This window comes from Archangium sp., from assembly GCF_036388035.1.
Lineage (GTDB): Bacteria > Myxococcota > Myxococcia > Myxococcales > Myxococcaceae > Archangium.
Genome location: NZ_DASVSO010000274.1, coordinates 20,691 through 42,292, shown reverse-complemented (window position 1 = coordinate 42,292; position 21,602 = coordinate 20,691). Strand labels below are relative to the sequence as shown.

General features: G+C 70.4%; 21 protein-coding genes and 1 tRNA gene. 4 read left to right on the top strand and 18 right to left on the bottom strand.

What is annotated here, in order from left to right; all coding sequences use genetic code 11:
- From VF697_RS11690 to VF697_RS11670, 5 genes are all read right to left on the bottom strand, one after another.
- Window positions 1-477, bottom strand: a 477-nt coding sequence (locus VF697_RS11690) for an ABC transporter permease (RefSeq protein WP_331094286.1), incomplete at its 3' end; no start/stop codon positions are given.
- A gap of 175 nt (window positions 478-652) precedes the next feature.
- A tRNA-Gly gene (locus VF697_RS11685) sits at window positions 653-727 on the bottom strand.
- A gap of 82 nt (window positions 728-809) precedes the next feature.
- Entirely contained in the window at window positions 810-1,499 is a 690-nt protein-coding gene (pgsA, locus tag VF697_RS11680) for a CDP-diacylglycerol--glycerol-3-phosphate 3-phosphatidyltransferase (protein ID WP_331094284.1), read from the bottom strand.
- An 11-nt stretch (window positions 1,500-1,510) separates the two neighbouring features.
- On the bottom strand, window positions 1,511-2,971 hold the full coding sequence (locus VF697_RS11675; RefSeq protein ID WP_331094282.1) for a tetratricopeptide repeat protein: 1,461 nt from the start codon (window positions 2,969-2,971) through the stop codon (window positions 1,511-1,513).
- Window positions 2,925-3,614 carry a lytic transglycosylase domain-containing protein gene (locus tag VF697_RS11670; protein ID WP_331094280.1) on the bottom strand — a complete coding sequence of 230 codons (690 nt, stop codon included), beginning with the start codon at window positions 3,612-3,614 and terminating at the stop codon, window positions 2,925-2,927. The genes VF697_RS11675 and VF697_RS11670 overlap by 47 nt, the downstream gene beginning before the upstream one ends.
- Before the next feature lie 88 nt (window positions 3,615-3,702).
- On the opposite strand from VF697_RS11670, the gene nadB reads away from it, so the two are divergent.
- From nadB to VF697_RS11655, 3 genes are read left to right on the top strand one after another with little or no spacing between them, the layout of a single operon-like run.
- The gene (nadB, locus tag VF697_RS11665) at window positions 3,703-5,292 is read left to right on the top strand and encodes an L-aspartate oxidase (RefSeq protein ID WP_331094278.1); all 1,590 of its coding nucleotides are present in this window, start codon (window positions 3,703-3,705) and stop codon (window positions 5,290-5,292) included.
- A 7-nt stretch (window positions 5,293-5,299) separates the two neighbouring features.
- Window positions 5,300-6,046 carry a rhomboid family intramembrane serine protease gene (locus tag VF697_RS11660; RefSeq protein WP_331094276.1) on the top strand — a complete coding sequence of 249 codons (747 nt, stop codon included), beginning with the start codon at window positions 5,300-5,302 and terminating at the stop codon, window positions 6,044-6,046.
- Window positions 6,047-6,048: 2 nt separating this feature from the next.
- Window positions 6,049-6,642, top strand: a complete 594-nt coding sequence (locus VF697_RS11655; RefSeq protein ID WP_331094274.1) for a TIGR00730 family Rossman fold protein — start codon at window positions 6,049-6,051, stop codon at window positions 6,640-6,642.
- A 3-nt stretch (window positions 6,643-6,645) separates the two neighbouring features.
- Here the strand turns inward: VF697_RS11655 and VF697_RS11650 are convergent, their stop codons facing one another.
- The 9 genes from VF697_RS11650 to VF697_RS11610 form a co-directional block, all read right to left on the bottom strand.
- On the bottom strand, window positions 6,646-7,275 hold the full coding sequence (locus VF697_RS11650) for a hypothetical protein (RefSeq protein ID WP_331094272.1): 630 nt from the start codon (window positions 7,273-7,275) through the stop codon (window positions 6,646-6,648).
- Complete coding sequence (gene pyrE / locus VF697_RS11645) at window positions 7,272-7,838, bottom strand: orotate phosphoribosyltransferase (protein WP_331094270.1); 567 nt, start codon at window positions 7,836-7,838, stop codon at window positions 7,272-7,274. Before pyrE ends, VF697_RS11650 begins: the two co-directional genes overlap by 4 nt.
- A complete protein-coding gene (locus VF697_RS11640; RefSeq protein ID WP_331094268.1) occupies window positions 7,839-8,678 on the bottom strand; it encodes a ParB N-terminal domain-containing protein in 840 nt (279 codons plus the stop codon). It abuts the gene before it with no gap.
- A gap of 92 nt (window positions 8,679-8,770) precedes the next feature.
- Window positions 8,771-9,469 (bottom strand): polymer-forming cytoskeletal protein, encoded by a 699-nt coding sequence (locus VF697_RS11635; protein WP_331094266.1) that lies wholly within the window; start codon window positions 9,467-9,469, stop codon window positions 8,771-8,773.
- A 3-nt stretch (window positions 9,470-9,472) separates the two neighbouring features.
- Window positions 9,473-9,799: a polymer-forming cytoskeletal protein gene (locus tag VF697_RS11630; protein ID WP_309888709.1), complete on the bottom strand. Its 327-nt coding sequence runs from the start codon at window positions 9,797-9,799 to the stop codon at window positions 9,473-9,475.
- A 48-nt stretch (window positions 9,800-9,847) separates the two neighbouring features.
- Entirely contained in the window at window positions 9,848-10,192 is a 345-nt protein-coding gene (bacN, locus tag VF697_RS11625) for a bactofilin BacN (protein ID WP_331094263.1), read from the bottom strand.
- A 63-nt stretch (window positions 10,193-10,255) separates the two neighbouring features.
- Window positions 10,256-11,092: a lysophospholipase gene (locus VF697_RS11620; RefSeq protein WP_331094291.1), complete on the bottom strand. Its 837-nt coding sequence runs from the start codon at window positions 11,090-11,092 to the stop codon at window positions 10,256-10,258.
- Between the two features lie 14 nt (window positions 11,093-11,106).
- Window positions 11,107-12,978: a tetratricopeptide repeat protein gene (locus VF697_RS11615; protein WP_331094261.1), complete on the bottom strand. Its 1,872-nt coding sequence runs from the start codon at window positions 12,976-12,978 to the stop codon at window positions 11,107-11,109.
- A 48-nt stretch (window positions 12,979-13,026) separates the two neighbouring features.
- Complete coding sequence (locus VF697_RS11610) at window positions 13,027-15,528, bottom strand: ATP-binding protein (protein WP_331094259.1); 2,502 nt, start codon at window positions 15,526-15,528, stop codon at window positions 13,027-13,029.
- 392 nt (window positions 15,529-15,920) lie between these two features.
- On the opposite strand from VF697_RS11610, the gene VF697_RS11605 reads away from it, so the two are divergent.
- Window positions 15,921-17,543 carry a hypothetical protein gene (locus VF697_RS11605; protein WP_331094257.1) on the top strand — a complete coding sequence of 541 codons (1,623 nt, stop codon included), beginning with the start codon at window positions 15,921-15,923 and terminating at the stop codon, window positions 17,541-17,543.
- A 61-nt stretch (window positions 17,544-17,604) separates the two neighbouring features.
- Here the strand turns inward: VF697_RS11605 and VF697_RS11600 are convergent, their stop codons facing one another.
- Genes VF697_RS11600 through VF697_RS11585 form a run of 4 tightly spaced genes read right to left on the bottom strand, consistent with a single transcriptional unit; the run spans window position 17,605 to window position 21,602 of the window.
- On the bottom strand, window positions 17,605-18,192 hold the full coding sequence (locus tag VF697_RS11600) for a TIGR02265 family protein (RefSeq protein WP_331094256.1): 588 nt from the start codon (window positions 18,190-18,192) through the stop codon (window positions 17,605-17,607).
- A gap of 28 nt (window positions 18,193-18,220) precedes the next feature.
- Complete coding sequence (locus tag VF697_RS11595) at window positions 18,221-18,961, bottom strand: TlyA family RNA methyltransferase (RefSeq protein ID WP_331094255.1); 741 nt, start codon at window positions 18,959-18,961, stop codon at window positions 18,221-18,223.
- Complete coding sequence (locus tag VF697_RS11590; RefSeq protein WP_331094288.1) at window positions 18,958-20,712, bottom strand: 1-deoxy-D-xylulose-5-phosphate synthase; 1,755 nt, start codon at window positions 20,710-20,712, stop codon at window positions 18,958-18,960. Before VF697_RS11590 ends, VF697_RS11595 begins: the two co-directional genes overlap by 4 nt.
- Window positions 20,712-21,602, bottom strand: coding sequence for a farnesyl diphosphate synthase (locus VF697_RS11585; protein WP_331094254.1), 891 nt, complete (start codon window positions 21,600-21,602; stop codon window positions 20,712-20,714). The genes VF697_RS11590 and VF697_RS11585 overlap by 1 nt, the downstream gene beginning before the upstream one ends.

The following is a 21,602-nucleotide window of genomic DNA, read 5'->3' as shown; positions in this document are numbered from 1 at the left end:
GATGTAGACGAGCGCCAGGGTGAAGACGAGCTGGATGAGCACCACCAGCGGGAAGACCACCACGTGCCAGGTGGGCCACACGCCATAGAACGCGCCCAGCGCCAGCATCAGGGGCAGCGACAGGGTGTAGTTGATGAGGTTGGTGGCCACCACGGTGGAGGGCAGCACCTGCGCCGGGAAGCGCACCTTGGTCATCAAGTCACGCCGATCACTGATGGTGCTCGCGCCGGCCCCCACGGAGCTGGAGAACCAGATCCACGGCAGCAGGCCCACGAACATGAAGAAGGCGTAGTTGGGGATGTTCTGCCGCATCACCACGGTGAAGAGCAGGGCGTACACCAGCATGTGCAGGGTCGGGTTCAGGAAGGTCCACAGGAACCCGAGGACTGAACCGCGGTAGCGCGCTTTCAGCTCGCGCTGGACGAGGCTGATGAGCAACCCCCGGTATTGGTAAAGCTCACGGAAGTGGCGAATCATGGGGCGGCCTTCATATAGCAGGCCGAAGCCGGGAAGCGAGACAGGCGGCCGGGCCAGAGCCGTCCCTCCCGCCTGGCGCACCTGAGGGCAGGCTCTCGAGCTGCCTGGAGGGCTCCCAACAACGGACACCGGAAAAAACAAAGGCCCCCTGGTTTCCCAGAGGGCCTTCGTGAATTGGAGCGGGAAAAGGGATTTGAACCCTCGACCCTCGCCTTGGCAAGGCGATGCTCTACCACTGAGCTATTCCCGCGTCTCTGACTCTGACTACCTCCGCCGTCGCCTCGCGGCGCCGTCGAAAGTGAGGGGGGATATACAGTCCGGTTCCGGATGCGTCAAGCCTTCTGTGCGTCCTCTTCGCTCCCCCGCCTGGCCAGCATCGCGAGGAAGGCGCGGAAGTACACGACGGCACTCCACACCGAGAAGGCCCCCGACAGATAGACCAACAACTGGCCCACCTTGTTGAAGTCCACCGGCGCCGCGTAGAAGCCCACGTCGATGAGGTGCTCGTAGTGCACGCAGAGTGAGATGATGCCCACGAGCTGGAGGGACGTCTTCCACTTGCCCTCCTGTCCGGCGGCGATGACCATGCCCTCGCTGGCCGCGATGGTGCGCAGGCCGCTGACGATGAGCTCGCGCGCCAGCAGCACGATGACCACCCAGGCGGCGATCCGCCCCAGCCGTACCATCATCACCAGCGCCGCCAGGACGATGAGCTTGTCGGCGAGGGGGTCCATGAACTTGCCCACCACGGTGATGAGGTTCCAGCGCCGCGCCAGGTAGCCGTCGACGACGTCGGTGATGGAGGCCACGGCGAACACCGCCGCCGCCAGCAGCGAGGATTGAGGATCCGCGTCGTAGGTGAGCCAGACGAACAGGGGGATCATGAAGATGCGCCCCAGCGTCAGCATGTTGGGCAGGTTCCAGAACTCCTGCATGAGCACGCTGGGCTGACGCGCCGCCCGCCGCCGCGCCCGCTCCTCCTTCTTCTGCCGCTTCCGCAACGCTCGCTCAGCTCGATCCATGGCGGGTCCTTCTACCGGACTGGCAGGACGATGAGGGCAAATCCTTCACCACTCAGTTCCACGGCGGTCCGAGGAGGTCCACTCCCCACCACCAGCAAGGGCACCAGCTGGGGCGTGACCTTGCCCTGCCACCCCACCAGGTGGGACAGCGGCACGGTCACCGGCGCGCCCTCGGCGACCGCCACCGAGCGCAGCCTCCCGGGGAGGCTCAACAGCACCCTGCCCTGCCCGCGCAGGTAGACCAGGTCCAGGTCCGGCGCCACGTCCGAGGGCACCTTGCCATTCTCGAAGGCCACCGCCTCCTCGAAGGCGAAGAGGAACTCCTCGCGCAGGTAGGCCCCCTCCTCGCCCAGCTCCACCGCCAGGAAGGAGCGCCCCTCCGCCGACTCGATGAAGAGCACGCCCTGGCCGGTGGCGCGCGCGAGCTGCCGCGCCCCCTCGCCGAAGGGCTGCTCCGAGGGACGACCCCGGAAGCGCTTCACCTCCGGCTCGAACTCGAGCTGCCCGGAGAAGGCCACCAGGCCCTCCAGCCGCGTGAGCAGCTCGCCCTTCACGAGCACGGAGAAGCTGCCCCGGCCCACCCGGAAGGGGTTGGCCTCGCTGGCCCCCGCCAGCGCCACCGCCGACGCCAGCTCGGCCAGCACCGGCACGCTCGCGCCCGGCCGGAAGTCCCCGACCTTCGCGGGCAGCTCGGGGGCGGCGTTCTCCAGCGACTCCTCCGGCGGCACCTCGCTCGGGGACACCGCGTCGGACGTCGCCGTGAAGGCCGCGGCGGCCTCCGGCTCCGGCGAGCCCTCCGCGAAGGCACTCGGCCCCTCGTCCTCGGCCAACCGCACCTCCTCCTCCGCCCCGGTCGGCATGGCGGCGGAGGGGCTCTCCTCCAGGCCGAACTGGGAGCCCCACTGGCCCTCACCCACGGGAGCCGAGCGCACGGCGGGCACCGGGGCCGGAGTGCGCGCGGGTTGCGGCGGCCGGGCGAACCGGTCCCCCGCGATGGCCCGCGCCATCTTCTCCGCCATGATGTCGCTGCCGGCCCGGAGGAAGTGCTCGCGGGCGCGGCCGTACTCCCCGGCCTGCGCCAGCGCCAGCCCCAGGTAGTTGTGCGCCTTCTTGTGGTCCGGCTGCAGGTCCGTCGCGGACTCGAACTCGCGCATCGCGCGCTGGAGCGCGTTCGTCTTCAGGTACACCAGCCCGAGGTTGACGCGCAGGGTGGCGTCCACCGGGTTGTCGCGCACCAGCCCCTCGTAGATTTCGGCCGCCTGGTCGAAGAGGCCCAGCTTGAAGTAGGCCAGCCCGAGCAGGTTCTGGCTCTTCTCGTTCCTCGGCTGGAGCTGGTGGGCCCGCTCGAGGTGCTGCCGGGCCTCATGGGCCTTGCCCTGCGCCAGCAGCTCGCTCCCACGGTAGAGCTGATTCAGGAACTCCTCATCAACGGGGCTCTTCGGCCCCCGCCCCGTCACGCGCGTTGTCGGCATCGGAACCCGTCCCGCGAGGCTCGCCCTTCGGGAGCTGCTCGCGCTCTTTGTAATGGAAGTAGAGCTGGAGCACCTTGCGCACGTAGGCCTGCGTCTCCGGGTACGGCGGCACCTGCCCACCGTACTTGCGCACGGCCTCCGGCCCCGCGTTGTACGCGGCCACCATCTTCACCATGTCGCCGTCGAAGAGGTTGGCCAGCACCCGCAGGTAGCGCACCCCGCCCTCGATGTTGTCCCGGGTGTCGAAGATGTCCTTCACGTACATCTCCGAGGCCGTGCCCGGCATGAGCTGCATCAACCCGCTGGCGCCCTTGGGGGACACCGCGTTGGAGTTGAAGTTGCTCTCCGTGTGCATGATGGCGCGCACCAGCGCGGTGGGGATGCGGTAGCGCTGAGCGGCCTTGAGGATGTGGGGCTCGAGCTCCTCGGGGGTGCGCGAGCGGCCCCGCACCGGGGCGGAGGGCGCGGGCGCCTCGGAGAAGGTGCCCTTGAGCCTGGCCGCCTTCTTCGTGCCCGGCGGCGGAACGTTCGTGTAGATGATCGTCCCGTCCTTCTCGACGTACCGGTAGATGCCCTCGGACGCACGGGCTCCCAGGGGGGCAAGCAGCAGCGCGGGCAGCAATAGGTAGGGAAGGGCTCGCATGGTGGCGCTCCCAACCTTAGACCTCCGCCCGAAAGTCCTCAAGAAATCGCCTTGTTTCCAGCACTTACAGCCATTAAGGCTGTGAAACATGCCCCATCGGTTCGATTTCCTGGTTTTGGGTGGTGGTGTGGCGGGCCTCTCGTTCGCCCTACAGGCGGCCCAGCACGGCACGGTGGCCGTCCTCACCAAGCGCGACCGGCACGAGGGCAACACGGCCTATGCCCAGGGCGGCATCGCCAGCGTGCTGTCGCCCACGGACACCTTCGAGGCCCACATCCAGGACACCCTGGAGGCGGGCGCCGGCATCAACCACCTGGACGCGGTGGAGGTGACGGTGCGCGAGGGCCCGGATCGCATCCGCGAGCTGGTGAGCCTGGGCGCGGCCTTCAACCGGGGCATCTCGGGCGAGTTCGACCTCACGCGCGAGGGGGGCCACTCCCAGCGGCGCATCATCCACTCCGGCGACATCACCGGGCGCGAGGTGCAGCGGGCCCTGATGGATGCGTGTGACGAGCAGCCCAACATCACCTTCTTCCAGAACACCTCGGCCATCGACCTCATCCTCGACCGGAGGGCGAGCCCGGGCCACTCCAACCGGTGCCTGGGGGTGTACGCGCTCACGCAGGCGGAGGTCATCGAGCGCTTCCTGGGCAAGGTGACGGTGCTGGCCACCGGGGGGGCGGGCAAGGTGTACCTGTACACCTCGAACCCGGACGTGGCGACGGGCGACGGGGTGGCCATGGCGTACCGGGCCGGGGCCGAGGTGGCCAACATGGAGTTCTACCAGTTCCACCCCACCTGCCTGTACCACCCGGAGGCCAAGAGCTTCCTCATCAGCGAGGCGCTGCGCGGCGAGGGCGGCAAGCTGCGGCTGCGCAACGGCCAGCAGTTCATGGAGCGCTACCACCGGCTGGCGGAGCTGGCCCCGCGCGACGTGGTGGCGCGCGCCATCGACGCCGAGCTCAAGCGCACCGGTGACGACTGCGTCTACCTGGACATGACGCACCTGGGGCGCGCCTACCTCACAGAGCGCTTCCCCAACATCTACGCCACCTGCAAGGCCTTCAACATCGACATCGCCGTGCAGCCCATCCCCGTGGTGCCCGCGGCCCACTACATGTGCGGCGGCGTGGTGACGGACCTGCAGGGGCGCACCACCGTGCCAGGCCTCTACGCCATTGGCGAGGTGGCCCACACCGGCCTGCACGGCGCCAACCGGCTCGCCTCCAACTCGCTGCTGGAGGGGCTCGTCTTCGGCCACCGGGCCGCCGCCGTGTGCGCCGAGGAGGTGCGCACCCACAGCCCGCCCAGGGAGGAGCCGCCCCAGTGGGACGAGGGCAGCGCGGTGGCCTCGGACGAGAGCGTCGTCGTCACCCACAACTGGGATGAGATCCGCCGCCTCATGTGGAACTACGTGGGCATCGTCCGCACGGACAAGCGCCTGATGCGGGCGCGCCGCCGGCTGGAGCTGCTGCGCGAGGAGATCCGCGACTACTACTGGCGCTTCAAGGTGACGCGCGACGTCATCGAGCTGCGCAACATCTGCGACGTGGCGACCCTCATCGTGGACTGCGCCAGCCGGCGCAAGGAGAGCCGCGGCCTGCACTTCACGCTGGACTACCCCAACACGGACGAGCACCACTGGAAGCGCGACACCGTCGTCCGCCGCGAGCTGTGAGCCTCGGATGAGCTACCCCACCGATCCGCGCGACATGCTGCCGCCCCCGGGGCACGAGAACACTCCTCCCGCGCCCGAGGAGCGTCCCGTCGAGCCCCCTGCCCCGCCCGTGCGCCAGCCCTGGCCTCCCGTCTGCGCCGCCATCATCGGCGGCGCGGTGGCCCTCTACGTCCTGGATGGCCTGCGGCGTCAGGGCTCGCTGCTGGGCAGTGGCCTGGGCCCCGTCTTCCAGTGGCTCGCCCTCTATGGGCCCCTGGTGCAGGACGGGCAGTACTGGCGCGTGCTCACCAGCGTCTTCGCGCATGGAGGCCCCCTCCACATCGTCTTCAACATGTGGGTGGCGTACTCGCTGGGCATGCCCCTGGAGCGAGGCATCGGCAGCGGACGCTTCCTGCTCGTCTCCCTCGCCTCGGCGCTGGGCGGCTCGGCCTTCGCCCTGCTCTTCAACTTCGACGTGCCCACCGTGGGGGCCTCGGGGATGATCCTCGGCTGGGGCGGGGCCATGTTCGTCATCGCCGGGCGCGAGCTGCGCCGCAGCCTCATGTTCTGGCTGGTGCAGGTGGCGGCGATCAGCCTCATCCCGGGAGTGAGCTGGGCCGGGCACCTCGGGGGCTTCCTCTTCGGAGTGCCCATGGGCATCGCCCTGCGCTCCGGGCCCCGCGTCTTCGCGCGTGCCGCGCCCTTGCTGCTCGCCATCGCCGGGGTGGTGGTCTACATCGCCGCCCACCCGGAACGATTCAGGGGGAGTCCCTAACTATGGAACTGAAGTCGGTGTGCGTCTTCTGTGGTTCGCGCAATGGAACCCGGCCGGAGTACCTCGCGGGAGCCAGGGCCCTGGGCGCGGAGCTGGCCCGGCGGGGGCTCACCCTCGTCTACGGGGGCACCAGCGTGGGGCTCATGGGCGCCATGGCGGACGCGGCGCTCGCGCAGGGCGGCAAGGTGGTGGGCGTGCTGCCCAAGGTGCTGAGTGACCGGGAGATCGCCCACCCGCGCCTCACCGAGCTGCACCTGGTGGACTCCATGCACACGCGCAAGGCGATGATGGCCGAGCGCGCGGACGCCTTCATCGCCATGCCCGGCGGTATCGGCACCTTCGAGGAGCTCTTCGAGATCACCACCTGGGCCCAGATCGGCATCCACCACAAGCCCATCGGCCTGCTGAACGTGGCGGACTTTTACGCGCCGCTGCTGACCCTGGTGCGGCGCGCGGTGGAGGAAGGCTTCGTCCCCGAGGCCCGCGCCCAGCCCTTCGCCTGCGACTCCTCTCCGGCCGCGCTGTTGGACCAGCTCCAGAAGGCCGAACAGCCGCTCACCGCGAGAGTGCCCGCGCTCGAGCCCGAGCAGACCTGAGCGTCAGTGCGCGTGGACGCGCATCTCCACCTTGCCGAGCGAGGAGGCCATGCGCAGCACCACGCGCTCTGTGCCCGGGGGGATGACGGCCCTGCCGTCCGCGAAGGTGGTGGGGAAGCGCACGCGGTAGCCCACCCAGAAGGTGCCCAGGTACGGGTAGAAGGCCCGCATGTCCATGTCCGCCCGGCCCATGCGCTCCACGCTCACGGGCCGCACCTCGCCCGCGGGCGTCACCAGCGCCATGTTCCAGATGGACGAGGCCCGGTCGAAGTCGTCGTAGCGGTAGTCGTAGACATGGACGCCGAGGAAGAACTCGTGCGTCGTCTGCGCCTCCGCCAGCTCCTGCGCCAGCAGCGCCTCCGAGCGCTCGCGCGGCAGGGCCTGGAAGGTGGTCGCCCTTTGGATGCGGGCCTCGCGGAAGGCCGGCGTCTGCAGCGTGGCCGCCGCGAAGAGCACGGTGTCGAAGCCGATGTACAGCTCGTCACGAGCCGTGAAGCGCTCCAGCACCTGCTGGTAGAGCAACTCCTGGCGCTCGTCCTTGAGCACGGGAGCTGGATCTCCCAGCGTGGGAGGAGTGGAGACACAGCCCGCGAGCGCCATCAGCAGCCCCGCGAGCCGCAACTGCCTCTTCATGGAATGAAGTCCTTGCGGGTGTACAGGGTGAAGAGCCGGTTGCCGGTGGCCTCGACGGCCTCGCGTCCGCCCTCCAGCCGGTCCACCAGCGCGAACGCCCCGAGCACCTTCAGCCCCTCGAGCTGGGCCCGTTCGATCGCCTTGAGCGTGGAGGCCCCCGTGGTGACCACGTCCTCGAGGATGGCCACCGGCGAGCCGGGAGCCAGCGCCTTCATGCCCTCGATCCACTGGCCCGTGCCGTGGCCCTTGGGCTCCTTGCGGACGATGAAGGCATGCAGCGGCGTCCCCGACAGATAGCTCGTCAGACTGACGGCCGAGGCGAGCGGATCCGCGCCCAGCGTCAGCCCGCCCACCGCCACGGCCTCGGAGGCCTCGCGGAGGACGGACTGCAACAGCAGCCGGCCGATGAGGAAGTGCCCCTCGGCCAGCAACGCCGTGCGCTTGCAGTCGATGTAGAAGTCCGACTCCTTGCCGGAAGAGAGCACCACCTTGCGCCGCTCGAAGGAGCGCTCGGTGAGCAGCTCCAGCAGGCGGGCCCTGTCACGCGCGAGCGCGTCCACCATTCACAAGCTCTCCAGCCAGGCCACGAGATCCGAGGAGTAGCGAAGCTGCGTGAGCAGCTCCTGCTTCCGCGTCTCATCGAGGTCGGCGAAAACGTCCGCCAGCAGCGCGAGGTCCTGGTTGATGTCCACCAGCCGCTGGGTGGCCTCCGCGGCCAGCTCGTCCGCGTCGACCTCCTCGTCCACCGTCTCCGACGCCAGCGAGTCGTCGGTGGCCAGCGCCTTCTCCAGCATGTCCCGGGTGATGGGCGTCAGCCGCCCCTCGGTCTCGAGCTGCGCCCGCTTGGCCTCCAGGTCCTCCCGGCTCACCGGCGAGGAGTGGATGGCCGAGGCCAGCGCCATCAGCAGCGCGTCCTCATCTGACAGATCCGTGTGCAGGCGGGCCAGCACGCGATCCCGCTTCAGGAAGCGCAGCGCCGCCACCCGGCGGAAGCCGGAGATGACCTGGAAGCGGTCCGGCGGCTTGAAGCGTACGTCCACCGGGTAGAGCTGTCCCAGCCGCGCCAGGTCCGTGGCCAGCGCGGACAGCTCCCCCACCGGGCGGATCTGGAACGTGGCGTCCTCGTCGATGCGCTCCAGCGGGATGTGGGCGGGAGCCACGTTCCCACGACGGCGGGGCGCGAACGTCTCCGCCACCTCGGCGGCGGGCGCGGGCGACTCGGAGGGCGACTCACCCCCCGGGGCCTCCGCGGTCTCGGTGGCACCCGCGTCGCGAGCCTCCACTGTCCCCTCTGGCTGCTCGGGGGAAGCGGCGGACGCTTCGGGAGCGGTCGCCCCGGGCGACTCCTCCGCCGGGGTGCTCGGCTGCGCGTCCACCTCGTCGATTCTGGTCTCGGCGTTCATGGCGTTCATCAGCACCCTTGGATCGGCCCGTTGCCGGGCCGTGGCCGTCGATTCGGCGGAGGGGCGGCGCAAAGGTGCGCCACCACAACGCTTTAACGACCTTTCTTCTTCACCACGACCTTCTTCCTAGCACCTTCACCCACGGTCGGCGGGACCGGCGCGGCGGCCGGCGGCCGAGGAGGCTCGGGCCGGGTAGGCTCGCCCGCCCTGGCTGCGGGCGGAGCGGGCGGCGCCGGACGCGCGGCGGGAGCGGGCGGCGGGGCCGGACGCGCGGGCGTGGCCGCGACGGTGGCCGGACGGGCCGTCGCGGGAGCCGCGGGCGGAGTCGGACGCCCACCGGGCAGCGCCGGACGGGCCGGGACGTTCGTCCCCGGACGCACCGCGGGACGCACGGCCGTCGGACGCGGTAGCGCCGGACGATCCGCGGGCACGCGACCCGGCTCCACCTCGCCCATGTCCACGCGGCCGCGGAAGCTCGCGCCGTCCACGATGATGACGCGCGGGGCGTGGATGTCGCCCACCATGCGGCCCTCGCGGGTGAGCTCCACGCTCTCGGTGGCGTTGATGTTGCCCACCACCACCCCGCTCACGATGGCGTTCTTCACCGCCACGTTCGCCTTCACCACGCCCGAGGGCTCCACGATGAGGGTACGGCTCAGCGTGAGCTCGCCCTCCACGCGACCGCGCACGGTCAGGTCCTCGTCACCCGTCAGCTTGCCGCTGATGAGGATGGACTGACCCACCACGGTGTTGTTGGTGGCCCCAGGGGCCAGTTCCTTCGCGGTGGCCAAGGCTCAGCGCTCCTTCGGGATGTCCATGTCGACGTTGCCCTTGAAGGAGGCACCGTCGGCGATGAGGATGCGCGGGGCCTTGATGTCGCCCACCACGCGGCAGTCCGTCTTGAGCTCCACCTTGTCGCTGGCCGCGATGTTGCCCGTGACCCGACCGGCGATCTCCACGTTCTGCGTCTCGATGTCCGCCTCGACGACGCCACTGCCCTCGACGTAGAGGCTCTCCTTCAAGGAGATCTTCCCCTTCACCGTGCCCTGGATGACGAGGTCCTCGTCGCCAGAGATCTCACCGTCGATGACAATGCTCGAACCAATGACCGTATTCGCCATGAGTGTTGTCCACCCCTCCCGAAGGGTGCTGCGAGCCCCAAGGCCCGTTTAGATGTCGTCCGGCAGCTTCACGTCCATCTCGATGGAGCCGTTGAAGACCGCGCCGTCCTCGATGACCACGCGCGGGGCCTTGATGTCCCCCGCGACCTTCGCCGATGCATTGATGGCCACCCGGCCCGAGGCGTCGATGTTGCCGCTCGCCTCGCCGTTGATGGTCAGTTCCTCGGCGCGGATGTCCGCCTGCACCTTGCCGGTGCCCTCGATGGTGAGGTGGTTCTTCAGGGCGATCTGCCCCTCCACCCGTCCCTCGATGATGAGATCGCCACCACCCGTGAGATTGCCCCGGATGACGATGCCCTTGCCGATGATGCCCGTCTGCTCGCCCTGTGCCATGCGGTGACCCTCGGAAGCGCCCTCGAGAATCGAAGTTTGCTCTGTAAGGAATTTGAACCTACGTCAGAGATGCGCGGAGATCCAGTTGGAGATGTCCCGGTGGACCTCCGCCTTGCCGATCTCATTGAGCGGCTCGTGACGCATCCCGGGATAGGCCTTGTACACCTTGTCGCGCGAGCCCACCGCGTCGAAAAACTGGCGCCCGGCGGAAACACTCGCCACGCCGTCCTCCGCTCCGCAGAGCATGAAGAGCGGCACCTTCAGCTCGGAGGCGAGCGTCATCACCTTGGCCTGGGCCTGGGTGGACTCGATGAACCAGCGCGGGGTCACCAGCGCATTGTAGAGGGGGTCCTGACGGACGGCCTGCTGCACCGCCTCGTCCCGGCTGAGATGCTCCGGGGTGAGCTCGCTCTTGATGGGCATCCACGGGAGGACCCTGCCCACCGCCCGAGCGGCCACCACCTTCAGCGTCGGCGGCGTGATGGCGAGCTTGAAATAAGGCGCGGACAGCACGATGCCGCTCACGCCCTCCAGTCCGCCCCGCCCCAGCAGGTGCGTCGTCATCAGCCCGCCATGGCTGTGCGCGAGCAGGAAGACCTTCTTCCCACCGGCCTCGCGGCGGACCCGCTCCCAGAAGCCGGCCAGGTCGTCCAGGTAGTCCGGCCAGGCCTCGCAGAAGCCCCGGCGCCCGTCGGCGCGACCGTGGCCGCGGTAGTCGAAGCCGTGGACGGCATACCCCTCGGCCGCCAGGGCGTCGATCGTGGGCCGGTAGCGACCGATGTGGTCCCCATAGCCGTGCACCACCACCACGTGGGCTCGGGGTTGCTCCGGCTGCTCGGACATCCAGTAGAGCCGCAGCCCGTCCCTGCCAGTGAAGAAGCCCTCGTTGAAGCGCGCCATTGGGTTTGAAGACATTAGCGATCCACCGCACTGGTTGACAGCAACTTCAGCTTTCGTTCGAGGAGCATCCGCTGTTCGGGAGGGTCCGCGGCCTCGGGATTCCGGGCCAGGACCTCGAGCGCGCGCCGCCAGGCTCCCGCGGCCTCACCCGCGCGCGCCAGCCGCTGGTAGGCCTCGCCCAGGTGCTCGAGGATGACGGGCTCGTCGGGCTCCAGCTCCGCCGCCCGCTCCAGGGCCTCCACCGCGCGCGCATACTCCCCGCGCTGGAAGTGGATCCACCCGAGCGAGTCCAGGAAGGCCCCGGTGTCCGGGCGCAGCTCCAGGGCCCGCCGCACCAGCCGCTCGGCCTCCGCGTAGTTGCGGCCGCGCTGGGCCAGCAGGTAGCCGATGAAGTTCATCGCCGCCGCGTGGTCCGGGTCCACCTCGAGCACGCTGCGCATCCAGGTGAGGGACCCGTCCGGGTCTCCCTGCTCCAAAAGCGCGGAGCCGAGGGCGTAGCGCAGGGCCGGCTCGCGGGGCTGGCGCGCGACGGCGTCACGCAACAGGGCGAGGGCCTCGGCCGGACGCTTCTGGCGCCGCAAGGTGGCGGCGAGCGCCTCGTAGACATCCGGCACCGGCAGCCGCGCGAGGGCCTCCTTCAGCGAGGCCACGGCGGCCTCGGGCGCACCGCTCCGCTCGTGGGCCCGGGCCAGCTGCACCCGCAGCTCCGCGTCATCGGGCCGCTCGGAGCTGGCCTCGCGCAGCAGGGCGAGCGCCGTCTTGTGGTCACCCGCCTGAGAGAGGCAGATGGCGCGGCGGGCGCGTGCATCGGCGAAGAGCTCGGAGGAGACGGGCACCTCGGCGTAGGCGGTGGCGGCCACGTCGAAGTGGCGCAGCCGCTCGTGGACGAGGCCCGCGTAGAAGGAGACGCGGGGCGAGCCTCCCCTGCCCTTCCGGGCGGCGTCCAGCACCTCCACGGCCGAGGCGCTGTCGCGCGCGGACAGGAAGGAGAAGGCCACCCGGACGATGAGCTCCGGGTCCTGGGAGATGGACAGGAGCCGATCGAAGTACGCGCGCGCCCGCACCGGCGAGCCGAGTCGCAGCGCGATCCGCCCGGCGCTCACCAGCACCGCCTGGTTGTCCGGGTCACGCTCCAGCGCCCGGGCCAGCGTCTCCTCCGCCGCGGAGAGACGACCGGCCTTCTCGTGGAGCTGCGCGAGCGTGGTCAGCGACTCCACGTCCCCGGGGTCTCGCTCGATGGCCCGCGCCAGCATCTGCTCGGCCCGGGAGGCATCCCCCCGCTCGGCCAGGGCCATCCCCAGGCGCCGGTAGCCAGAGGACTCGCCGGGCAGCGCCGTCGCCAGCTCCTCCACCACCTTCACGGCCTGGTCGTTCGCCCGGGACGCCAGGTGGAGCTGCGCGAGGACGAGGTAGGCCTCCGGCTCGCGGGGCTTGAGCTGGATGGCGCGGCGCAGGTGCGGCCGGGCCCGCGCGGACTTGCCGGCGTCCATCAACACGCGCCCCAGCATCAGCCGGCCGGCGTAGTACGTGGGGTGGCGCTCCACCACGCGCCGCAACTCCCGCTCGGCGCGCGTCAGGTCTCCCACGCGTGCGTACGCCTCGCCGAGCTGGGTGAGCAGGAGCGGGCTGTCCTCGTCGGTGGCCAGCGCCAGCCGCAGCTCGTCCACCGCGCCCCGGTGGTCCCCCTGGAGGCTCAGCAGCTTCGCCTGCAGGTAGTGCGCGTAGCTGGCGGACGAGGCGAGGCCGTCGTCCCGGGCCGCCGCGGAGATGGCCTCGCTCATGGCCGACCGGTCCACCGGAGGCCGTCGCGAGGGGGCCGCGACCGCGCCCAGCCCGACGAGGGCCAGCAGGGGCACGGCTCGGGTGAGGGTTCGAGGGAGGCGCACGCCGCCGAGTCTAACGCGGCGGCGGCGCCAGCACAGGTGGGTCCTGGCCTACAGCACCGGAGCGACGGGCGCGCCCAACCGCTCCAGGATGCGCTCCACCGGCTCGCTGTCGTGGCTCACGTCGGCCACCGCCGAGCGGTACTCCATCCCTGTGTGCTTCTCGACATCCGGCAGCAGGCGGCCGATGACGTTGCGCCCCGCTTCAACATTGCACTCGGGAAGGACGACGGCGAGCACGCCCTCGCCCATGTGGCCGATGATGTCCGGGGTGCGCAGCCGCGCGCGCATCACGTCCGGCACGCCGCGCAGCACGTCGCTCTGCACGGGGCGCTCCGGGCGGAGCACGGCGAGGCTCACCGGCCGGCTGTAGCGCCGCCCGCGGCTCACCTCGTGGTCCAACCGCAGCATCAGCCCGCGCCGGTCGTAGAGCCCGGTGATGGGATCATTCCCGCTGCGCCGCAGGAGCGAGGAGGTGCGCTCCATCTCGCTCTCGGCCTTGCGCAGCTTGAGGGCGCGCTCGGTCCGGGTGAGCAGCTCCATCGCGTTGAAGGGCTTGCTCATGTAGTCCACCGCGCCGAGGTTGAGCGCGCGGACCTTGTCGGCCACGCCCTGGTGGGCGGACAGCAGGATGACGGGGATGCTGGCGGTGTCCGAGGAGGACTTGAGCGCCACCGCGGCGTCCAGGCCATCCAGCTTGGGCAGGAAGACGTCCATCACCACCAGGTCCGGCTTGGACGAGCGCGCCCGCGCCAGGCCCTCGGCGCCGTCGCGTGCCACGTCCACGCGGTAGCGCGAGCGCAGCACCTCCACCAGCACCGCGGCGATCTCCGGCTCGTCCTCCACCACCAGCACGCGCGGCTGCTCGGCCACGTCCTTGTTGGGGAGGTTCTTCACGGCGCGCTGGATCTCCTGCGCCAGTGGCATGGTGAAGATGAACGCCGCACCGCCCTCGGGCGGAGCCTCGGCCCAGATCTCCCCGCCGTGGAGCTCCACGAACTCCTTGCAGATGGCGAGGCCCAGACCGGCTCCCCCGCCGCCGCTCTTGGAGCCGCTGCGGTAGCGGTCGAACACGAGCGGCAGCTCCTCGGGGGGAATGCCCTTGCCGTCGTCCTGCACCACGATGCGCGCCACGTCGCCGTCCGGCCGCGCCAGCCGCGAGGCCTTCACCACCACCTCGCCCGCGTCCTGCGCGTGGTGGATGGCGTTGGTGATGAGGTTCTGCAGCACCTCGTGCAGCTTCAGCTCGTCACCGATGAGCATCATGCTCTCGGGAGTCTCGGCCCGCAGGGCCACGCCCCGCTCGGCGGCGAGGATCTCCAGCTCGTTGACGCTCTCCCGGCAGAGCGCCGAGATGTCCAGCACGCGCGGCTCGATGGACAGGCGCGCCACGTCGCCCTTGCCCTTGTCCAGCAGCGACTCGACCAGGCCGAGGATCTTCCGGCCCTGGCGGATCATCGCCTCGGCGGACTGCTTCTGCTGCGGATCCAACCCGCCCTCCAGCAGCAGCCGGCCGTGGCCCAGCAGCACCTGCAACGGAGCGCGCAGGTCATGGCTGCACACGGCGATGATCTCATCCTTGAGCCGGTTGAGATCCTTGAGGCGGCGGTTGGCCTCGGTCAGCTCGCGGTAGCGCTCCACGTAGGCCAGCTCGAGCTCGTCGCGCTTCTTCTTGAGCGCGGTGTGCAGGCGGGCGTTGCGGATGCAGTTGGCGAGCGCCGCGGCCACCGCCTGGGCGAACTCCTGCTCGTCCCGGCCGAAGCCCTCGGAGCCGCGGGACATGCGCAGGAAGAGCGCCCCGAGCAGCTCGTCGTGGCACACCAGGGGCTGCACGAGGATGGAGCGCACGCCCACGGAGGTGATGGCGGGACGCACCTCGGCCATCAGCGGATCCCGCTGCGCCTCCTCCACCAGCACCGCCTGCCGGGTCTCCAGGGCCCGGCGCAGCTCGGGGTAACGGGCGAGGTCCACGTCCAGCGACAGGCCGGGATCCTCCATCGTGGCCACCACACTGGCGGTACGGGAGTGGACGTCCTCGACCAGCACCACGGAGCAGCGATCCGCGTTGATGACGGCGCCCACCTTCTCCACCGCGAGGCGGAGGATCTGCTCCAGCTCCAGCGAGCTGGTGGCGGCCTGGGTGATTTCCAGCAGCCGCTCCATGCGGTTGCGGGTGCGCTCCATGAGCTTGCGCTCGCGCAGCGCCGCGTCCAGCCGGGGGATGAGCTCCTCGAGGCTGCGCACCCAGTCATCCACCGGCAGCTTGCGCAGCACCTCCGAGCGGGAGCGGGTGAGATCCGCCAGCACCTTCAGCTCGCGCAGCCGCGTGTCCTGACGGACGGCCGAGAGCGCCTCGGCGGCCTTCTTGCCCGTGGCCGACATGAGGATGGCGTCGGGCCGCAGCGACTCGGCCAGGCCGGACAGCGCCAACAGGTTCTCGGTGATGTCCCACTGGTAGCCGCTGTCGGACAGGTGCGCGAGCAGGGCGTCATTCGCCTCGCGCGCGCCAATCACCAGGACGCGGCCCCGTGCACCGGCGATCTCGGCTCTCAACGGAGACCCCAGGAGGACAGGCCCGGCGCGGGCGTATGGAGGGAACAGAAAAGTTTCACGAAAGCGTCAACCGTCATGCGCGGGTCCGAATCATGCCGTCGAAGCCGGCTGGGGGCCAGCGTGTCGGACTCAGGGGGTCACCGCAAGAATTGTGAGGGGAGCAATCCACGTATACTCGGCCACCGTGCGACTGCCGCCAGCTCCGCCGTCCCTTTCCCCTCTGAGAGCCCCGCTGCGGATGGTGCGCTTGAGTGCCAGGACGGCTCGGGCGGAAGGACCCCAGGCGTCCGGGAAGCCCACGACGCCCTCCTGGCCGCTCGGCTCTCGGAGGTGAATGCGGTAGCGCCCTCGCTCACCGAGAGAGTGGCGCGCACGTTAGACTGCGCGCCACCATGCCCATCCCCTCTCCAACCCGGGGGCTCGTCCGCCCGGCGCTGCTGCTGCTGCTGCCGCTCTTCTCCCTCGCCTGTCCCCAACCGCCGCCGGACACCACCACGCCGGACCTGCCCCAGGTCAGCGTCGTGGTGGACGAGCCGAACACCGTGGGGACGAGCCTCAAGCTGTCCCTCTCCACGTCGGGCTGTGACCAGGTGCAGCGCCTGGAGCTGCTCGACAACAACGAGCTGCTCAAGACGGTGACCTACGGCGGCAACCCCACGCCCGTGGTGCTGGAAATGAGCGAGATCCGCTACACGCGGGGCATCGCCGCCAACCTGTCGCTCACCGCGCGTGTCACCTGCGCGGACGGGCGCACCAACATCTCCCAGGCGCAGCCAGCCACCTTCTTCCCGGTGGCCGAGTCCATCGACGCCGTCTCCGCCAACGAGCAGGTGGTGCCCAACTACTTCATCGCCGAGGGCAAGGAGGCCAACGGGGGCACCGTGTCGTTCATCGGCTGCGCCCAGGAGGGCGCCAATCGCCAGGTCCTCTACAAGGTGACGAAGAATCCCTCGGCCCCCACGAAGCGCCTGGAGATGCTCATCCCCTGCTCCGAGAGCACGGTCATCACCGAGCGGAAGAACGGCTGGCGCTGGGTGTGGACGCCCAACCAGGGCATCTTCGCCATCAGCGCGAATCAGTTCGAAACGGGCACCAGTTCGACGGCGCTCCGCAACGTGAAGGCGGATCGGCTGACGATCACCCCGGAGGGGAATGCCCTCGTCTATGACGCGGGTGAGGGCGTGGATCCGGCCACCCTGCGGCTCATCACCCCCGCGGGCACCACCAGGTGGGTCATCAGCAGTGCCTCCGCCAGCGGCGCCACCGCACTGAGCGGCTTCGTCATTGGCGATCCGGTCTTCACCGGAGCGGGCCCCGCCTACGTGCCACTGGGCAACGACTTCGGGGACGACACTCCCGGCGGCACCGTCCGGGTCGGCGTGCTGAACTACATCAATGGCTTCTGGAGCCACATCGTGACCATCGACGAGCTCTCGTCGACCCCCGGTGACCTGCCGCCCACCGTGGCCTTCAACGCCTCGGGCACGCTGCTGTACATGGCCACGCAGCTCTCGAATACCAGCGCGTACGTCCGTGCCTGTGCCATCAGCGGGATGGACACCAACTCGCGATGCGAGCCGCCTACCAACCTCAAGTGGAGCTCGAACGACCTGACGGGGTACGTGGTGGCCCTGGTGCCCTATGCGGACGGCTCGCGGCTGGCCGTCGTCGCCGCGCGCCACACGTGGTTCCTGAACGCGTCGACCGGCGCGGTGGTGAACAAGGACGGACAGTCGCTCTCCCCCAGTGGGGCGCTCTTCCCCCGGCAGGTGGTGCTGGGTGCGAACGGCGCCTTCTACCTCCTCACCAGTGGCGCGCCCACCGACGCCCAACCGACGCCCTGGCCGGTGGAGATCATCGCCACGGACATGGCCGAGCGGGGTGAGCTGTACCGCTACCAGATTCCGGGCGGCTCCATCGCCGGTGCGACGGACGACTCGGGGGCGCTCTGGCTGCGCGTGGGCCGCAAGCTGGTGAAGCCGCTCGCGCTGGAGCAGTACCGGAAGGTGCGCTGAACGGGAAGGAAGCCCCGTGCCCCCCGCCTTCCCTCGGGAGGGCGGGGACTCTCCGAGGCGCTCACTCCCAGGAGACCGTCAGCTCGTTCTCCCGGGGGGCCACGCGCCGCACCTGGACGAGGACCCCCGAGGAGTGGACGACCTGGAGCACATGCAACACCGCTCCCTCGATGAAGGGAGGAGGCATGAGGTTGCCCTGGAGGAGGAGCCGGCCACTGCGCGCCCCCGTCCAGCTTACCGTGCAGGAGCCGTGGTCATAGACCGTCGGGTAGGCCACCGGGATGCCCGCGATGAGCCGCTTCACGTCCATGCCCGACATGGCCAGCAGCATCCTGCCCACGGCGGACCGCAAGAAGTCCGGAGCCGACCTGGCACCCAGGTGCCACATCGCCCTTTCGAAGCCCCCATGATTGCCGCTCAACTCCCACGCCGCCGCGTAGAACAGCCGCAGCAGCGAGCGCATGGGGTAGTTGAAGAAGGGGACGAAGGAGTCTCCCTCGGCGGCCTCGATGCAGCGCTTCAGCACCGCCTCGTCCGCTTCTTCGCGCACCGCGTCCAGGGTGGTGGTGAAGACGAAGCCGCGCACCCTGTCCCCAGGAGGAACCAGGCCCAGGCGCTGCTCCAATTCCTCGCGCGAGCCAAACGTCAAGACGACCTCCCGCGGGGACTTCTCCCCGTTACGGCTTGTCCGCGACGAGCAATGCCTCGACGTTGCCCGCGGGGCCGGGCACGGTGGAGTCCATCACCCCTCGCACCGTGAGCCCCTGTGCCCGGACGAAGGCGGTGACGGAGTCGATGGCCTCCTGACGCACGGCCACGTCCCGCACCACCCCGCCCTTCCCCACCTTGTCGGGCCCCACCTCGAACTGAGGCTTCACCAGCGCCACCAGCAGCCCCCTGGGCTTCAGGAAGGGCAGCACCGCCGGCAGCACCTGGGTCATCGAGATGAAGCTGACGTCCATGACCATCACGTCCACGGACTCGGGGAGATCCTCCTCGGTGAGGTAGCGGGCATTGACGCGCTCCCGGGAGCGGACGCGCGGATCCGTGCGTAGCTTCTCGTGGAGCTGCCCGTAGCCCACGTCGATGGCATGGACGTGCGTGGCGCCTTCCTGGAGGAGACAATCGGTGAAGCCACCCGTGCTGGCGCCGATGTCCGCGGCCACCTTGCCGCGCACGTCCAGGCCGAAGCGGTCGATGGCCGCCTTCAGCTTCAACCCACCGCGCGACACGTAGGGCAGCACCTCGCCCTTGAGGCGCAGCTCCGCCTCCACCGGCACCAGCGCACCGGGCTTGTCCACCCGCTGGTCGGCCACCACCACCTGCCCGGCGAGGATGAGCGCCTGGGCCTTGGTGCGGGACTCGGCGAGCCCCCGCTCCACCACCAATATGTCGAGGCGCTCCTTGCGCGGCTTCACGACAGAGCCTCCTCGGCGAGCAGAGCCTGGGCGGCACGCCGCAGGCCCGCGGCATCCAGCCCCAGCTCGGCCCGCTGCACGCGCGCGTCTCCGTGGGGCACGAACGCGTCCGGCATGCCCATCAATGTCACCCGGGCATTCACTCTGTTCGCGGCGAGCAGCTCCAGTACGGCGCTCCCCAGCCCGCCGTGCGTCGTCCCCTCCTCCACCACCACCACGCGCCCGCACGCGGCGGCCTCCAGCACCGCCGCCTCGTCGAGCGGGGAGACGAAGCGCGCGTCCAGCACGCTCCAGTCCGGCTCCGAGGCAGCGGCCTCCAGCGCGGCCATTCCCAGCGGCCCGAGGGTGATGAAGGACACCCGGGCCTCCTGCCCCCGCTTCAGCCAGCGCGCCCCACGCACCGGGCCCGGGCCCGCGTGCAGCTCCGGCGGCAGCGTCGGCAGGGTGCCGCGAGGGAAGCGCAGGAGCGAGGGCCCGGGCAGCGCGAGCGCCGTGGAGAGCATCCCTTCCAGGTCCTCCCCCGTCACCGGGGCCATCAGGGTGAGGCCGGGCACGGGCCGCAGCGAGGCCACGTCATAGGTGCCCTGGTGCGTGGCGCCATCCGCCCCCACCAGCCCGGCGCGGTCCACGGCGAAGACGACGGGCAGGCCCGGCAGGCACACGTCGTGGATGACCTGGTCGTACGCGCGCTGCAGGAAGGTGGAGTAGATGGCGCACACCGGCCGCAGCCCCGAGGCCGCCAGTCCCGCGCAGAAGGTGACGGCGTGCGGCTCGGCGATGCCCACGTCGAAGACGCGCTCGGGGTAGCGCTGCTTGAGGCCCACCAGCGCCGAGCCCTCCAGCATGGCCGGCGTCACCGCCACCACGCGCGAGTCCCGGGCCATGGTCTCCTCCAGCACGGCCGCGAAGGCCTCGCTGAAGGTGCGCTGGCCGCCGCGCGAGCGCACCAGCTTGCCGTCGCGCCACTCGTAGGGCCCCATGGCATGGCCGCGCGTCTGCGTGTCCGCCTCGGCTGGGGGAAAGCCCCGGCCCTTCTGCGTCAGCGCGTGCACCACCACCGGACGCGTGGAGGCCCGGGCCTCGTGGAAGGCGCGAGTGAGCGCCCCGAGGTCATGCCCCTCCACTGGCCCGAGGTAGGTGAAGCCCAGCGCCTCGAAGAAGGCACGGGCCTGGCGCGTGCGCAGCAGCGCGGGGATGGCGCCCACGTTGGCGGAGATGGACATCTGGTTGTCGTTGACCACCACCACCAGCGGCAGGTGCGTGCCCCCGGTGTTGTTAAGGCCCTCGAAGGTGAGCCCGCCAGTGAGCGCGCCGTCGCCCACGAAGGCCACCACGTGCCCGGGCTGGCCCCGCAGATGCTTGCCCTCGAGGATGCCCAGCGCCGCGGAGACGGCGGTGCTCGCGTGGCCCGCGGCGAGCGCGTCATGCGGGCTCTCCCGGGGGTCCAGGAAGGGAGAGAGACCGCCGGCCTGGCGCAGGGTGCCCATGCGCTCGCGCCGGCCCGTCAGCAGCTTGTGCGCGTAGGCCTGGTGGCCCACGTCGAAGACGATCGCGTCCTGCGGCGAGTGGAAGACGCGGTGCAGGGAGACGACCAGCTCCACCACACCCAGCGAGGCCCCGAGGTGGCCACCCACGCGGCCACACAGGGAGATGATGTCCTCACGCAGCTCCTCGCACAGGCGAGGCAGGTCGGACTCGGGGAGCGCCCGGACATCCGAGGGGGATTGGATGCGCGGCAGGAGCCGCTCCATCACGAGCGTCGCTCCACCGAGTAGCGCGCGAGCGCCGCCAGCGGGCCATCCCGGGGCTCCAGCGGCTGCACGGCGGCGATGGCCTCGGCCACCTTGCGCGCGGCGAGCTGCTTGGACTCCTCCAGCCCCAGCACCGCTGGGAAGGTGAAGCGTCCGGCGGCGGCATCCGCGCCCACGGCCTTGCCCATGGAGGCCGCATCTCCCGTCACATCCAGCACGTCGTCGGCGATCTGGAAGGCCAGCCCCACCGCCTCCCCGTAGGTGTCCGCGCGGGCCAGCGCGTCCGCGTCCCCACCGGCGGCGATCACCCCCATGCGGCACGCGGCGCGGATGAGGGCGCCCGTCTTCAGGCGGTGCATGCGCGTGAGGTAGTCGATCCGCGCCGGGCGATCCTCGGCGATGTCCAGCACCTGGCCGCCCACCATGCCCACCGAGCCCGAGCCCACGGCCAGCTCCCGGCAGAGCATGCCGCGCACCGGCTCCGCGCCCCCCGCCACCAGGGCGAAGGCGTCCGTGAGGAGCGCGTCCCCCGCGAGGATGGCCATGGCCTCGCCATACACCTTGTGGTTGGTGGGCCGCCCGCGGCGCATGTCGTCGTCGTCCATGGCCGGCAGGTCGTCGTGGATGAGCGAGTAGGTGTGGATGTACTCGAGCGCGCAGGCGCAGTCCTCCACCACGCGGGAGACCTGGCTCTGGCGCAGCACGGCCTCGCCGAAGGCCAGGCACAGCACGGGCCGCAACCGCTTGCCCCCGGCCAGCAGCGAGTAGCGCATGGACTCGAGCAGGCGCGCCGGCACGTGCGTGCCCTGCTCCTCCGAGCGCGAGCGCAGCAGGCTCTCCACCCGCTCCACCTGGGTCCGCAGGTACGACTCCAGATCGAAAGACGACAT